At 64.1% G+C, this 13,974-nt stretch carries 12 protein-coding genes; 2 read left to right on the top strand and 10 right to left on the bottom strand.

Going from position 1 to position 13,974, the window contains the following annotated elements; translation table 11 throughout:
* Positions 1–21 precede the first annotated feature (21 nt).
* From alaC to ABDW57_RS17500, 4 genes are all read right to left on the bottom strand, one after another.
* Positions 22–1,221, bottom strand: a complete 1,200-nt coding sequence (gene alaC / locus ABDW57_RS17515) for an alanine transaminase (RefSeq protein WP_343731454.1) — start codon at positions 1,219–1,221, stop codon at positions 22–24.
* Positions 1,222–1,319: 98 nt separating this feature from the next.
* Positions 1,320–1,637 carry a hypothetical protein gene (locus ABDW57_RS17510; protein ID WP_343731453.1) on the bottom strand — a complete coding sequence of 106 codons (318 nt, stop codon included), beginning with the start codon at positions 1,635–1,637 and terminating at the stop codon, positions 1,320–1,322.
* 126 nt (positions 1,638–1,763) lie between these two features.
* Positions 1,764–2,618, bottom strand: coding sequence for an EamA family transporter (locus tag ABDW57_RS17505; RefSeq protein ID WP_343731452.1), 855 nt, complete (start codon positions 2,616–2,618; stop codon positions 1,764–1,766).
* A 1-nt stretch (position 2,619) separates the two neighbouring features.
* A complete protein-coding gene (locus tag ABDW57_RS17500) occupies positions 2,620–5,994 on the bottom strand; it encodes a DUF748 domain-containing protein (protein WP_343731451.1) in 3,375 nt (1,124 codons plus the stop codon).
* Positions 5,995–6,046: 52 nt separating this feature from the next.
* Here ABDW57_RS17500 and ABDW57_RS17495 point away from each other — a divergent pair, with 52 nt between their 5' ends.
* Entirely contained in the window at positions 6,047–7,186 is a 1,140-nt protein-coding gene (locus tag ABDW57_RS17495; protein ID WP_343731450.1) for an aminotransferase class I/II-fold pyridoxal phosphate-dependent enzyme, read from the top strand.
* Positions 7,187–7,189: 3 nt separating this feature from the next.
* Positions 7,190–8,383 (top strand): serine hydrolase domain-containing protein, encoded by a 1,194-nt coding sequence (locus tag ABDW57_RS17490; RefSeq protein ID WP_343731449.1) that lies wholly within the window; start codon positions 7,190–7,192, stop codon positions 8,381–8,383.
* A gap of 5 nt (positions 8,384–8,388) precedes the next feature.
* On the opposite strand, the gene ABDW57_RS17485 is transcribed toward ABDW57_RS17490, so the two are convergent.
* The 6 genes from ABDW57_RS17485 to ABDW57_RS17460 form a co-directional block, all read right to left on the bottom strand.
* Positions 8,389–8,604: a hypothetical protein gene (locus tag ABDW57_RS17485; protein WP_343731448.1), complete on the bottom strand. Its 216-nt coding sequence runs from the start codon at positions 8,602–8,604 to the stop codon at positions 8,389–8,391.
* Between the two features lie 42 nt (positions 8,605–8,646).
* On the bottom strand, positions 8,647–10,830 hold the full coding sequence (gene paoC / locus ABDW57_RS17480; RefSeq protein ID WP_343731447.1) for an aldehyde oxidoreductase molybdenum-binding subunit PaoC: 2,184 nt from the start codon (positions 10,828–10,830) through the stop codon (positions 8,647–8,649).
* A gap of 1 nt (position 10,831) precedes the next feature.
* Entirely contained in the window at positions 10,832–11,788 is a 957-nt protein-coding gene (locus ABDW57_RS17475) for a xanthine dehydrogenase family protein subunit M (RefSeq protein ID WP_343731446.1), read from the bottom strand.
* Positions 11,785–12,408, bottom strand: coding sequence for an aldehyde dehydrogenase iron-sulfur subunit PaoA (gene paoA / locus ABDW57_RS17470; RefSeq protein WP_343731445.1), 624 nt, complete (start codon positions 12,406–12,408; stop codon positions 11,785–11,787). Before paoA ends, ABDW57_RS17475 begins: the two co-directional genes overlap by 4 nt.
* Positions 12,409–12,582: 174 nt before the next feature.
* Positions 12,583–13,248: an MOSC domain-containing protein gene (locus ABDW57_RS17465; RefSeq protein WP_343731562.1), complete on the bottom strand. Its 666-nt coding sequence runs from the start codon at positions 13,246–13,248 to the stop codon at positions 12,583–12,585.
* Positions 13,245–13,922: a glutamine amidotransferase gene (locus ABDW57_RS17460; RefSeq protein ID WP_343731444.1), complete on the bottom strand. Its 678-nt coding sequence runs from the start codon at positions 13,920–13,922 to the stop codon at positions 13,245–13,247. Before ABDW57_RS17460 ends, ABDW57_RS17465 begins: the two co-directional genes overlap by 4 nt.
* Between the last annotated feature and the right edge of the window lie 52 nt (positions 13,923–13,974).

Raw genomic sequence — 13,974 nt, 5'->3', positions numbered from 1 at the left:
GGCTTAAACTTCGTGCGGATTTTACGCGGAAGTCTTGCGCAGCATGGCTTTGATGCCGCGCAGGCCCTGGCGGATACGGGCTTCGTTCTCGATCAGCGCGAAGCGCACGTACTCGTCACCGTACTCTCCGAAGCCAATGCCGGGGGAAACGCAAACCTTGGCCTCGGCCAGCAGCAGCTTGGAAAACTCCAGCGAACCGAGATGGCGGTACGCTGCCGGGATGCGCGCCCAGATGTACATCGAGGCCTTCGGCTTGTCGACCGGCCAGCCCGCCTCGCACAAGCCTTTGTGCAGCACGTCGCGCCGGCTCTGGTACTGCGCGCAGATCTCGCTCACGCAGCGCTGATCGCCCTCCAGCGCCGCGATCGCCGCCACCTGCACCGGCGTGAAGCTGCCGTAATCGTGGTAACTCTTGATGCGCGCCAGCGCCGCCACCAGTTCCTTGTTGCCGACCATGAAGCCGACCCGCCAGCCCGCCATGTTGTAGCTCTTGGACAGGGTGAAGAATTCCACCGCCACTTCGCGCGCGCCTGGCACCTGCATGATGGACGGCGCTTTCCAGCCGTCGAACACAATGTCGGCGTAGGCCAGGTCGTGCACCACCAGGATGTTGTGCTGTCTGGCCAGCGCCACCACGCGCTCGAAGAACTCCAGCTCCACGCATTGCGCGGTCGGATTCGAAGGGAAGCCGAGGATCATCATCTTCGGTTTCGGATAGCTTTCGCGCACCGCGCGTTCCAGTTCGTCGAAGAAATCGACGCCGGGCGTCATGCGCACCGAGCGGATATTGGCGCCGGCGATCACCGCGCCCCAGATGTGGATCGGGTAGCTGGGGTTCGGCACCAGCACGGTGTCGCCCTGATCCAGCGTCGCCAGCATCAGGTGCGCCAGGCCTTCCTTGGAGCCGATGGTGACGATGGCTTCCGAGTCCGGATCGAAGTCGACCTCGTAGCGCGTCTTGTACCACTTGGCGATGGCGCGGCGCAGGCGCGGAATGCCTTTGGAGGCCGAGTAGCCGTGCGTGTCAGGCCGCTGCACGGTGTCGACCAGCTTGCTGACGATGTGCGGCGGCGTCGCGCCATCCGGATTGCCCATCGACATGTCGATGATATCCTCGCCGCGACGGCGTGCCGCCAGCTTGAGCTCGGCGGTGACATTGAAAACGTAAGGGGGTAAGCGATCGATGCGCGCAAAGCTGCGCGGCGTTGAAGTGTCAGTCATGAATTGTCCACGTAAGCGCCCGGATCCGTCCGAGCGACGTCGATGCAGATTGCATCGGGATCGATACTAGACGATCCCGTCCATGTCTGGCAAGTGCTTTACACCGCGGCCGGTTTGTCGTGTTCGCTGAACCACTCGAACAGGATCAGGCCGATGATGGACAACAGCGGCATGGTGCACAGGGTCATGATCACCCACAGTACCGGCGAGCGGCCCAGGCGCTTGGCGGCGATGCCGATGAAGATCAGGTGCAGCACCAGGCACACGAAAATGGCGATGCCGGCGGCGATAATCAGCAGTACGGACTGGCTGGTGTACTTGAACAGCGGCGGCAGGAAGGACGCGACGGCCAGTATCCACAACACCAGCGTCACAGCGGCGGCGGCAATGGGTTGTTGGGCGCGATCGACTTGCATGGCTTCTCCTCTAATGAAGAGGCTATGCTGCCACGATCTGCTTACAAAATCAACAAGGCATCGATATCCATCGTAGATTCATCGTAGGCCGCCACAGCCGGTTCAGGCAAGCTGAGCAGATTTGATCTAGCGCAAGGAGGTGAGCGCGGAGGCCAGCACGATGGCCGTGATCGCCGCCCACTGCGTCAGCGTCAGATGCTCGCCCAGCACCACCATGCCAGCCAGTGCGCTGAGCGCCGGCGCGGCGCTGCTGAACATGCTGAAGGTGCGCGCTGACAAGGTGCGCATCGACAGCATCTCCAGCGTGTACGGCAACGCGCTCGACATGATCGCAATCGCCGCGCCGACCATCAGGTAAGCCGGCGTCAGCAAGGCCTCCCCGCTATGCCGCACGCCGATCGGCACAATAAACAGCGACGCCGCCAGCATGCCCCACGCCACCGACCGCCCGCCCGACATGGCCGACACCCGTTTTCCGTACACGATGTACAAGGCCCAGCACACCGCCGCGCCGGCTGCATACGCCACGCCCGCCGGGTCAAGCTGATCCACATGGCCGTGAATCGGCAGCAGGAAATACAAGCCCACCACCGCCAGGCACACCGCCACGAAATCACGCGGCCGGTGCGAGGCCAGCACCGCCACCGTCAGCGGCCCCGCCACCTCGATCGCCACCGCAATGCCCATCGGGATGCGGCTGAAGGCGCGGTAAATCAGCAGATTCATCAAGCCGATCACGGAGCCGTAGATGGCCACGTTGGCGGCCTGCTTCCACGTCAGCGGCGTGCGCCAGGGACGGAACATCAGCAGCATCACCAGCGCCGAGATGCCGACGCGGTAAGCCGTCACGCCCTCGACGCCGACCTTGGGAAACAGATGCTTGGCGATCGCCGCGCCCACATTGAGCGACAGCTGGCTGCACAGCAGCGCCAGGCCGGCCAGCCAGGGATTGCCGGCGGCCGGCAGCTGTTCCTGGCCCATGCTATTTCGCCGACAGTTCCAGCTTCAGCGCCACCTGCTTGCCGGCGTCGCCAGTGGTGCTGGCGGGCGCCGCGGCCGTGGCGGCTGCGGGACTGACGCCGGCCTCTTTCAGCACCGCCATGATGGCGGCCGCGCGGCGCGTGCCCAGCTGCGGCAAGGCATCCTTGGCCAGCGGCTGGTTTTGTTCAAGGCGCTCCTGCAGCTTGTCATAGAACTCGCTCGCATCCGCCACTTGCGGCTCACCCTGCACCATCTTGCCGAGGCGCTGCAGCACCGGCAGTTTCTTCTTCGATTCGGCGGCCTCGGCGCCGCCGGCGCCCTCTGCGGCCTTCTTCTGCTTGTCCAGTTCGGCGGCACCAAAACGTTCCGCATACAGGTCGCGCAGCGCGGTGCGCACCTTGCGCTGGCCGATGTCCAGCGGCCCCGGTTGCTCGTCCGCACCCAGCTTGATGCCGGCACGCGCCAGCACCGCGCGGCGCAGCGCCTGGGCGCGCAAGGCGGCGCTGTCGCTGGCCTCGTTGTAGATGCCTGGCACGGACAGCTTCAATTCCGGCTTCCTGGCCAGGATCTTGGCCACCTGCTGCAGCTTCTCGCGTTCCGGCGGCAGCACCACATCGCTGCCGGCGTCGAAGTCCACCGCTTCCAGCTTGTCGCCGCTGACGCCAAACAGCTTGCCCAGCGCGCGGAACGGCGAGGTCACAATCTTGCTCATGATGTTGCCCAGCGCTTTCCACACCACCGCGCCATAGCTGAAGCTGGGGTCGTTCATATTGCCCGAGACCGGAATGCCCAGATCAATGCGGCCATTGCTGTCCTTGAGGATGGCCAGCGCCAGTTCCAGCGGCAGCTTGAGCGCGTCCGGACTGTCGATGCGTTCACCCAGCGTCAGGTTGTCCAGCACCACCTGGTTGTTGCCCTCCAGCTGGTTGTTGCGCACCTTGTATTGCAGGTCCAGCGAGATCTTGCCTTCCGCGATCTTGTAGCCGGCAAACTTCATGCTGTATGGCGATGCCGATACCATATCGACGTTCTTGAAGATCACGCTGAGATCGGTGTTGTCGGCCGGGATGAAAGGATTCAGCTGGCCGCGCACGCGCGCCATGCCGTAGTCGTCCACGCGGCCATCCAGTTCGATCTGACTGCGCGCATCGCGCCTGGACGACAGGCCGGTGATGACGCCATTCAGCTCATAAATCTTGGCGGCGAATTGCGGGCGCAGGCTCAGGTCGGTGAAATCCAGCTTGGCGTTTTGCACGCGCACGCGGCGCATGCGGATCGGGAACGGTTCGCTGGCCGCGGCCGGCGCTGCCGCTGGTGCAGCCGCCGGCGCCTGCTGCTGCACCAGCAGGCGTTGCGCATTGAAGCTGCGGTCGTTCTCGATGATCAGGATCGCATTGGGTTCCACCACGCGCAGCTCGGCCACGTCCAGCAGGTCTGGCTTGAGGCTGAGCGCCAGGGTATCGGCACGCACCGATTTCCAGTGGGCGAAGCGGTCATTGTCCTCTTCGTTGAGCGACAGTTCGGCCACCTCAAACGAACCGTCATAGCGCAAGACGGGATCGGCCTTGCTGCCGCCGGCACCGGTGCGCAGGCGGCCCTGCGCGTTGATGGCGCCATCGGCAATTTTCAGCTTGACGTATTTGGCCAGCAGCGGCTGCACTGGCGCCAGCGCCAGCTTGCTCAGTTTCAGATCCGTATCGACAGCGCCGGTGGATGGCACGACTTTGCCCTTGGCGACCAGTTGACCGCCTTCACGCAGCGCAACGCTGCCATCGAAAGCCAGTGGCTTTTGCAGATCGGTGCCGGCGTCGCGAACTTTCAGGTTGACGTCTTGCAGGTTGACCTTGATGCCGGTGCTGGCGTCGTCATAGCGCGCGCCGAACTTGTTCAGCTCGACCGACTTCACCTCCGCAACCCAGGCCGCTTCGCGCGGCGCCGGAGCGGCCGGCGCGGCTGGCTTGCCGCTGCCCGCCCCGGGCAAGGCCGACAGGAACAGGAACTGTCCCTTGGCATCGCGCGACAGATCCAGCTGGCCGCCGTCCGCATACAAGCGCCCGACGCTGGCTTTGCGCGCCGCCAGATCGAGCGACGCCTCATCAAAGCCTATGCGCGACAACCTGAGCGGCACCAGCGATCCGCTGTTCATCGACACATTTTCCATCGAGAACGCGCCGCCATCCAGGGTCAGCTTCGAGCCATCGAGCAGCAAGCCCAGCTTCAACTGCGCCTTGTCGGCGCTGACCTTGAGCACCGGGCTAACCGTCTCATCGACATAACTCAGCGCCACCGACGCCAGGCCGATCTGCTTGAACTGCACTTTCCAGCCATCCTCCTTCGCGGCCGGCGCCGGCGCCGGTTTGGCCGCGGCGGCAGGCGGCGTCGGCAGCATCAGACCGGCCACGTCCAGCTCGCCGCGTGCATCGCGCCGCACTGCCAAGGCGCCGCCGTTCAGTTGCAAGCCGCCCACCTGAACCGAACGCTTCAGCAAATCCACGCCTACATCCGTGACCGCCAACTGCCTGAACTTCACAAACGGCGCATCAATCCCGCGCTTGAGCGACAAATCGGTCAAGCTCAGGCCGGCGCCAGCCAGGCTCGCATCCAGCCGCCCATCGTTGTAAGCGAACTTGTACGGCAGTTGCGCCGACAACTTGCCATCGCCCACCACAATCCGCGAGAACGACTTCAGATACGCCGCCATGCCCGGCAACGCGACATTCTCCAGGGTCAGCAAACCGCTGCCGCTGATCGGATTGACCGCCGCCACGCCCTTCCAGCGCAACTTGCCGCCGAGGCCGGCATCCGCGCTCAGGGTGTAATCGCCGTTCTCATCCGGCAGCGTGCTCAGATTATTCAGCGCAAACGTGATCGGGGCGAAGGTCTCGTTATAGCCGGCATGCTGATCCTGCATCGCCACCTTGCCGCCATCCAGTGCAAAGTGCTCGATCACCAGGCGCGGCATGCCGCTGTCCGGTTCGTCCTTCTTATGCTTATCGAGCGTGGCCAGAAATTCCGCGATATTGAACTTGCCATCCTTGGCAATCGCCAGCTGCACCGACGGCTCGGTGATGCGAATGTCGGCAAAGCTGTACGCGCGGCGGAACAGCGAACGCCACTGCATCTCCACCGCCAGCCCACCTACCGCCAACAGCGGCGCGTCGTTGGCCTCGGTCAGGCGCACATCCTGCGCCTCCAGCCGCAGCGTGAACGGATTGAACGTGAGTCCGCCGATGCTGGCCTTGCGCTCCAGCTCAGTCGCGGCGTACTTCGGAAGCTGGCTCTTGATGACACTCGGCACCAGCCAGAAGCCCGCCACCGCATACACCCCGACCGCGCTTGCCGCGCCGATCGCCCACCGCTTCCATCGTATCGTCATACCCAGCCAACCTTTGCTTTTTTTATGTTACAGGCAACAGTATAATCGAAGGATGAATGCGCAACTTGAACCCTTCCACGCCATTGCCATCAGCAAGCTGGCGCATGCCCTGAAAGCCCAGGGCCGATCGATCATCCACATGGAATTTGGCCAGCCCGCCACCGGCGCGCCGAAAACCGCCATCGCCAAGGCGCATGCCGTGCTGGACGCGGAAAGCATGGGTTATTGGGAAAGCGCGCCGTTGAAGCAGCGGCTGGCGCAGTTCTACGCGGAGCGCTATGGCGTGCAGGTGTCGGCCGACCAGTTCGTGCTGACCTGCGGCGCTTCGCCGGCGCTGGTGCTGGCATTGAGCTCAATGTTCGCACCGGGCGACCGCATCGCCATGGCGCGGCCCGGCTACGTCGCTTACCGCAATACGCTGAAGGCGCTGCACATGACGCCGGTGGAAATCGCCTGCGGCGCCGACGTCGGCTTCCAGCTGACCGCCGCCGCCCTGGCCGCGGTGGAACCAGCGCCGCAGGGCGTGATCATCGCCAGCCCGGCCAATCCAACCGGCACCCTGATCAAGGCTGATGAATTGCAAGCCATCGTGACCGTGTGCCGCGAGCGCGGCATCCGCATCATTTCGGACGAGATCTACCACGGCCTGAGCTACGTGGCGCCGGCCCAAACCATCCTCGCCTATGAACCGCAGGCGCAGGTGGTCAGCAGCTTCTCCAAGTATTTCAGCATGGCAGGATGGCGTCTCGGCTGGCTGCTGGCGCCGCCGGATCATGTCGAGCGTGCGCAAGCCTATTGCGGCAATCTGTTCCTGACCGCACCATCGCTGAGCCAGCATGCCGGCCTGGCCGCCTTTGACGCGCTGGAGGAACTGGACGGCCACCTGAATGCGTACCGCGAGAACCGCCGCCTGCTGCTGGCCGCACTGCCGGAACTGGGCCTGACCACGGTGGCGCCGCCCGATGGCGCGTTCTACATCTACGCCAGCATTGCCCATCTGACCGACGACAGTCTGGGCTTCTGCAAGCGCCTGCTGCAAGACACCGGCATCGCCAGCGCGCCCGGCATCGACTTCGATCCGGTCGACGGCAAGCATTTCATCCGCTTCAGCTTTGCCGTCTCGACGGCGGAGATCGAAGAAGCCATCCGCCGCATGAAGCCGTGGTTCGCGGCGCAAACCAGAAGGAACTGAGCGATGCCCGCCTCCCTGCTCCGCCGCGCCGCACTGATCGCCGCCGTGATGCTTGGAGGATGCGCCTGGCCGCCGCCGGCCCGGCTGGATACGGAAATGCAGCGTCTGATGGCCGCGGCCCACGTTCCCGGTTTTGCCGTGGCCATCATCGAGAACGGCCAGGTCACGCAAAGCCGCGCCTACGGCTACGCCAACCTGGAAAAGCGGCAGCCCTTGCGCACCGACACCATCATGTACGGCGCCTCGCTGACCAAGGCAGCCTTCGCCTACATGGTGATGCAACTGGTGGACGAAGGCGTGCTCGCGCTGGATACGCCCCTGCCCGCACTGCTGAACAAGCCGCTGCCAGACTATCCCAAGTATGCCGATCTGAAAGACGATCCGCGCTGGCAACAACTGACGCCGCGCATGCTGCTGTCCCACACCAGCGGCCTGCTCAACTGGCGCTTCATCAACGAAAACAACAAGCTCGACTTCAAATACCCGCCCGGCACCCGCTATGTGTATTCCGGCGAAGGTCTGAACATCCTGCAGGTGGTGGTTGAGGAGCGCACCGGCCTGCCCTTGCAAACGCTGATGCAGCAGCGCGTGTTCGACCGCTTTGGCATGCGCGACAGCAGCATGGTCTGGCGCAAGGAGTGGGACGGCCGCGAAACCACGCATTACGCCAAGGACGGCGCCGTCATTCCCCACAAGCGCCGCAGCGATGCGCGCGCGGCCGGTTCGATGGACACCACCATCAGCGATTACGCCGCCTTCATGGCCGGTGTGCTGCGCGGCGAAGGCTTATCGCCCGCGGCCTACCGCGAAATGCTGTCGCCGCAGATGGCCATCGTCTCGCTGCAGCAATTCCCCTCGCACTGGCCGGGCGACACGGATCTGTGGCGCAGCATCGACCTGTCGATCGGCCTGGGCTGGCCGCTCTACCAATCGCCGCTGGGGCCGGCGTTCTTCAAGGAAGGCAATGACGACGGCACCAACAACTTCGCGCTGGGCTTCACGCGCCAGCGCAACGGCATCGTCCTGCTCAGCAACAGCTCGAATGCGCAAGCCATGTTCCTGCCCGCCGTGGAGTATGTCTACGGCAAGACCTGCCTGCCATGGTTCTGGATGAATTACATCCCCTACGACAGGCCCGAGCTGATGACGGCGCAGGCACGCACCCATCCGGTGCTCAGCGCCGGATGCGGCCGCTGAGCCGGCTACTGCTCGGTCATGCCGCGCAAGTTTTCGATATCGGCCACCGCGTGCCGCCAGGCGATTTCCGGATCGTAGACCGGTGCCGATTGCAGCCCAAGCTGGATTTCCTTGAGCACTTTATTGCCGAGAGAGATCTTGTAGCGCAGCGCCGTGTATTCCACATCGTAGGTTTTTTTCAAACCCTGGCTGCGCGTGTAGGTATCGTGAGAGGCAGGCATATATCCTCCTTGTTCAAAGCGTGTTCCTAGGATAGCACTAACTCATATCTCCGGCATTTTCGCGATCAGCTTATCGAGCGTGACCGGATAGTCGCGCACCCGCACGCCGGTGGCGTTGTAGATGGCGTTGGCTACCGCCGCGCCCACGCCACAAATGCCCAGCTCGCCCACGCCCTTGGCTTTCATCGGTGAAGACACTGGATCGGTTTCATCCAGGAAAATCACTTCCTGGTGTGGAATGTCGGCATGCACCGGCACTTCATAACCGGCCAGGTCGTGGTTGACGAAGAACCCGGCCCGATGGTCGATCACCAGATGCTCCATCAGCGCCGCCCCCACGCCCATGGTCATGGCGCCTATCACCTGGCTGCGCGCCGACTTGGGATTCAGGATACGCCCGGCCGCGCACACGGCCAGCATGCGCCGCACCCGCGTTTCGCCGGTGGCCGCATCCACCCCCACCTCGACAAAATGGGCGCCAAAGGTCGATTGCTGGAACTTCTTGTCGAGGTCGCCATATTCCATGGCGTCCTCGCCCACCAGCTCGCCGTTGGCAGCGGCCTGGATCAGCGGGAACGAGCGGCCGTCGGCCCGCACCTCGCCGTGCACGAACTCGGCCAATGTCGGATCCAGACCCAGCTTTTGCGCCGCCAGCTCGCGCAGCTTGACGCAGGCCGCATACACGCCCGCCGTCGAGCTGTTGCCGCCCCACTGTCCGCCCGAGCCGGCGGAAACAGGAAAGTCCGAATCGCCCAGCTTGACCACCACCTGCTTCAGCGGCACGCCCATCATCTCGGCCGCCGTCTGCGCGATGATGGTGTAGCTGCCGGTGCCGATATCGGTCATGTCGGTTTCCACCGTCACCGTGCCGTTGCTGGCCAGGCGCACGCGCGCGGCCGATTTCTGCACCAGATTGTTGCGAAACGCCGAAGCCATGCCGATGCCGACCAGCCAGCGGCCATCGCGCATCTTGCCCGGCTGCGGATTGCGCTTGTCCCAGCCGAAACGCTGCGCGCCCAGGCGCAGGCAATCGACAAAACGGCGCGTCGAAAACTTGCGATCGCGCTTGGCCGGATCGACCGTGGTGTCGTTGATGATGCGGAAGGTGATCGGGTCCATTTTCAGCTTTTCCGCCATTTCATCGATGGCGATTTCCAGCGCCATCATGCCGGGCGCCTCGCCGGGTGCGCGCATGGCGTTGCCCTCCGGCAGATCGAGCACGGCCAGGCGCATTTTGGTCAGCCGGTTGGGGCCGGCATACAGCAGCTGCGTTTGTTGCACGGCGGTTTCGGGCTTGCCGTCCGGCAGATCGCCCGACCAGCTTTCATGCGCGATGGCGCTGATCTTGCCCTCGCGCGTGGCGCCGATACGGATGCGCTGGATGGTGGCGGGACGGTGCGTGGTGTTGTTCATCATCAGCGGCCGCTGCAGGGCCACCTTCACCGGCCGGCCCGCCGCCTTGGCGCCCAGCGCGGCCAGCACCGACTCCGCGCGCAGGAACAGCTTGCCGCCGAAACCGCCGCCGATGTACGGCGAAATCAGCCGTACGTTGTCTTCCGGGATGCCCAGCGTCCTGGCCATGTCGCCTTTGCCCCAGTTGATCATCTGGTTGGCAGTCCACAGCGTCAGCTTGTCACCCTGCCATGACGCCACCGAGGCATGCGGCTCCATCATCGCGTGCGACTGATCGGGCGTGGTGTAGGTGGCGTCCAGCCGCACCGGCGCGGCGTTGAATGCCGTGTTGAAGTCGCCCACCTTCTTGTCCTGGTTTTCCTTGTCCTCGTGCTGTTTGGCGCCATCCCTGGCCTTGGCCAGATCGTAGGCGCCCGGCTGCTTGCTGTACCTGACCTTGACCAACTGGGCCGCTGCCCGGGCCTGCTCGAAGGTCTCCGCCACCACCAGCGCAATCGCCTGGTGATAATGCTGGATCTCCGGCCCGCCCAGCAGCCTGGCGGTGTTGAACTTGCCCTTGCCCAGCTTGCCCGCGCTATCGGCGGTGACGACCGCCAGCACGCCCGGCGCGCGCCGCGCCTCGCTCACATCGATGGACGTGATGCGGCCCTTGGCGATGCCGGCCCCGACCACATAGCCATACGCCGCTTCGCGCTCATACGCGTACGGTGCGGTGCCGGTGGTTTTATAGGGGCCGTCGATGCGGTCCGTGGGGTGGCCGATGATCTTCAGCTGATCGATGGGATTGGTGGTAGCGGGAGTGAGGAATTTCATGTCAGCCGCCTTTCTTTGCATCGGCCAGCGCGGCCGCCAGCGTGCGCTGCACCAGCGGCACCTTGTACGCGCTTTCCGCGCTTGGCTTGGCGCCATCCAGCAGACGTTCGGCCACCGCTTGCGCGCCTTGCCGCATGCTGGCGTCCGCCGCAGGCCGGCGCCACGGTTTGTGCGCCACGCCGCCCAGAGCCACGCGGCCAGTGCCGTCCGGCAGCACGATCGCGGCCACCGAAATCAGCGCAAACGCATATGAGGCGCGGTCACGCACCTTGCGATAGATGTGCACGCCGCCGGCGGGCTTGGGCAACGTTACGCCGGTGATCAACTCACCCGGCGTCAACGCATGCTCGATGTGCGGCGTAGTGCCGGGCAACCGGTGGAAGTCGGCAATCGGAATGGTGCGCGTGGCGCCGTCCGGCCTGACGGTTTCCACGGTGGCGTCGAGCAAGGCCATGGCCACCGCCATATCGCTGGGGTGGGTGGCGATGCAGGCATCGCTGGCGCCCAGAATCGCGTGATTGCGGCTGTAGCCGCCGATCGCAGAACAGCCGCTGCCGGGCTCGCGCTTGTTGCAGGGCTGGTTGGTATCGTAGAAGTACGGGCAGCGCGTGCGTTGCAGCAGATTGCCGGCGGTGGTGGCCTTGTTGCGCAGCTGCGCCGAGGCGCCGGCCAGCAAGGCCCGCGACAGCACGGTGTAGTCCCTGCGCACGCGCGCGTCGGCAGCCAGATCGGTATTGCGCACCAGTGCGCCGATGCGCAGACCGCCGCCGGGCGTGGCCTCGATCTTGTCGAGCGCGAGACCGTTGACGTCGATCAGATGCTGGGGGCTTTCAATCTCCAGCTTCATCAGGTCCAGCAGATTGGTGCCGCCGGCGATGAAACGGGCGCCGGGGGTGCGGGCGGCGGCAGCGGCCGCCTCGGCCGGCGATTGCGCGCGCTGATAGGTGAAGGCCCTCATGCTCCCACCTCGGTCATGGCGTCGATGATGTTGGAATAGGCGCCGCAGCGGCAGATATTGCCGCTCATGCGCTCGCGCAGCTCGGCTGCATTGAGCAGCGGTTTGGCGTTGAGATCGGCAGTGACGTGGCTGGGAATGCCTTGCTTGATTTCATCCAGCACGGCCACCGCGGAACAGATCTGACCGGGGGTACAGTAACCGCACTGATAGCCGTCGTGCTTGATGAAGGCGGCTTGCATCGGATGCAGCTTGTCCGGCGTGCCGAGGCCTTCAATGGTGGTGACCTTGTCGCCATCGTGCATGACCGCAAGCGACAGGCAGGAATTGATGCGACGGCCGTTCACGATTACTGTGCAGGCGCCGCACTGGCCGTGATCGCAGCCCTTCTTGGTGCCGGTGAGATGCAAATGTTCACGCAGGGCATCCAGCAAGGTAGTGCGCGTATCCACTTCCAGCGTCTGTTGCTTGCCATTGACCTGCAGCGAGAATTTGGCCGAGCTGGGCGGCGGCGTGGCAGGCTGCGCCTCGGCCGTCAGCGGCACGGCCGTGGACGTCGCGGACAGCGCGCCTGCAATCAGCAAATTACGCCGGGAAAGACTAACGTCGCAAAGATCATTCATCTCGTCGCATCCTCCAACCGTTGGGTTTGGACCAATAGTAAATGCGATGCGGCTTTAGGTTAAACACGATTGACCAAAGCTGTTCTGTTGGCAGCATGGCCGCATTGACTGCCATATCCGTGACGGTGACCTCGGTTTTACTCCTGAATTTGTCGCGCAAGGAGGCAGCGCCGCTCAACTCTCGCGCAAGCGGCGCGTCCAGTCTTCTATCTGGCCCGATTGCAGGCGGCGGGCAAAGGTGGTGCGCCAGCTGGATGATAATTGACCAATCTGCGCGGCTTGCTGCCACTCATCCCGCAAAAGACGTGTCGAGAATAGCGCTGTAATCAGGCGCCGCATTGGCCAGTCTGGCTGCGGCCGCTGGATCAGTTCAAACTGATTGCCGGGCGCGATCCAGCCTTCGCACAACACGCGGTAGTACCAGCCGGTGGCGCCCGAGGTTTGCATCTTCAGCGCGGCATCCTCGCGCTGCAAGCGGCGGTTCAATCGCCAGCACGGCTGGCGTCCCTGCGACACTTGCACCACCGCCGATCCCACCTGATAAATATCCCCGATGTGGACGTTCTGCTCCGTCATGCCGAAGGTGGAAATATTCTCGCCAAACGTACCTGGCGTGAGCGGCTGCCAGTGCGCGTAATTCTCGGCAGCATAATGGTGCAAGGCCTTTTCCGGTCCGCCGTGATAGACGCGGTCGCCTTGCTCGTCGCCCAGCAAGCCATTGAACGACAGCCACACCTTGCCCTGCTGCGGCATCTTGACGATGCCGCTCGACACCGCCGCATGCCCATCGCGCAACAGCGGCTGTGCCTTGCCGGCGAACAGCGTCTCGATCACGCTCATTTCAACCACGCATCGATCATCGCGCGGCCAGCGCGCGCCAGCCCGGCGCCGTAACGCTGCGTATCCTCGCGCAGCTGGTGCAGATCCACACCGGCATGCTGCAATTCCACCGCATGTCCCGTCAGCCACTGCTCCAGCGCGGCCGGATCAAACTCGGCATGGAACTGAATGCCCAGCGCATGATCGCCCACCAGGAAAGCCTGGCACGGGGTCCCCGTGGTCCACGCAATCGACGGCACGCCTTCCGGCAGACGGATATTGTCGCCATGCCAGTGCAACACCGGCACACCACGCAGATGCGACAGCGGCCCGGCGTGCTGGCACACATCCACCGGCGCCCAGCCGATCTCCTTGCCGGCCGCCCGACTGCCGACTTCGCCGCCCAGCGCCACCGCCATCAACTGCGCACCGAGACAGATGCCCAGCGTGGGCTTCTTCAACTGCAGGCGCAGCCTGATGCCGGCAATTTCATCGGCCAGCCACGGATACAGGCCGATATCATTCACGCCGATGGGCCCGCCCAGCACGACAATCAGGTCCGTCTCACGCCATTGCGCCTCGGTCAGCGGCATACCGGCATGCTGATAACTGATCCGATATCCGCGCGCCTCCAGCGGCGCGGCAAACGTCCCCAGATCCTCAAACCCAACATGATAAAGCGCGATACAGTTCATAAATCACCATAAAATAGGAGTCCTAATTAATTACATCATACCTCAAATTCGG

The sequence above is a fragment of the Duganella sp. genome (genome assembly GCF_039595735.1).
In the GTDB taxonomy this organism is placed as follows: domain Bacteria; phylum Pseudomonadota; class Gammaproteobacteria; order Burkholderiales; family Burkholderiaceae_D; genus Rugamonas.
The sequence above is the reverse complement of the archived record's forward strand: the minus strand, read 5'-3'. Positions and strand labels throughout refer to the sequence as shown.

What these genes read in the sequence shown, in the direction of transcription:
- ABDW57_RS17495 (WP_343731450.1), top strand. Translation starts at nt 6,047, where the DNA reads ATGAATGCGCAACTTGAACCCTTCCACGCCATTGCCATCAGCAAGCTG.
- ABDW57_RS17510 (WP_343731453.1), bottom strand. Translation starts at nt 1,637, where the DNA reads ATGCAAGTCGATCGCGCCCAACAACCCATTGCCGCCGCCGCTGTGACG.
- ABDW57_RS17465 (WP_343731562.1), bottom strand. Translation starts at nt 13,248, where the DNA reads ATGAGCGTGATCGAGACGCTGTTCGCCGGCAAGGCACAGCCGCTGTTG.
- alaC (WP_343731454.1), bottom strand. Translation starts at nt 1,221, where the DNA reads ATGACTGACACTTCAACGCCGCGCAGCTTTGCGCGCATCGATCGCTTA.
- paoC (WP_343731447.1), bottom strand. Translation starts at nt 10,830, where the DNA reads ATGAAATTCCTCACTCCCGCTACCACCAATCCCATCGATCAGCTGAAG.
- ABDW57_RS17490 (WP_343731449.1), top strand. Translation starts at nt 7,190, where the DNA reads ATGCCCGCCTCCCTGCTCCGCCGCGCCGCACTGATCGCCGCCGTGATG.
- ABDW57_RS17485 (WP_343731448.1), bottom strand. Translation starts at nt 8,604, where the DNA reads ATGCCTGCCTCTCACGATACCTACACGCGCAGCCAGGGTTTGAAAAAA.
- ABDW57_RS17460 (WP_343731444.1), bottom strand. Translation starts at nt 13,922, where the DNA reads ATGAACTGTATCGCGCTTTATCATGTTGGGTTTGAGGATCTGGGGACG.
- paoA (WP_343731445.1), bottom strand. Translation starts at nt 12,408, where the DNA reads ATGAATGATCTTTGCGACGTTAGTCTTTCCCGGCGTAATTTGCTGATT.
- ABDW57_RS17505 (WP_343731452.1), bottom strand. Translation starts at nt 2,618, where the DNA reads ATGGGCCAGGAACAGCTGCCGGCCGCCGGCAATCCCTGGCTGGCCGGC.
- ABDW57_RS17475 (WP_343731446.1), bottom strand. Translation starts at nt 11,788, where the DNA reads ATGAGGGCCTTCACCTATCAGCGCGCGCAATCGCCGGCCGAGGCGGCC.
- ABDW57_RS17500 (WP_343731451.1), bottom strand. Translation starts at nt 5,994, where the DNA reads ATGACGATACGATGGAAGCGGTGGGCGATCGGCGCGGCAAGCGCGGTC.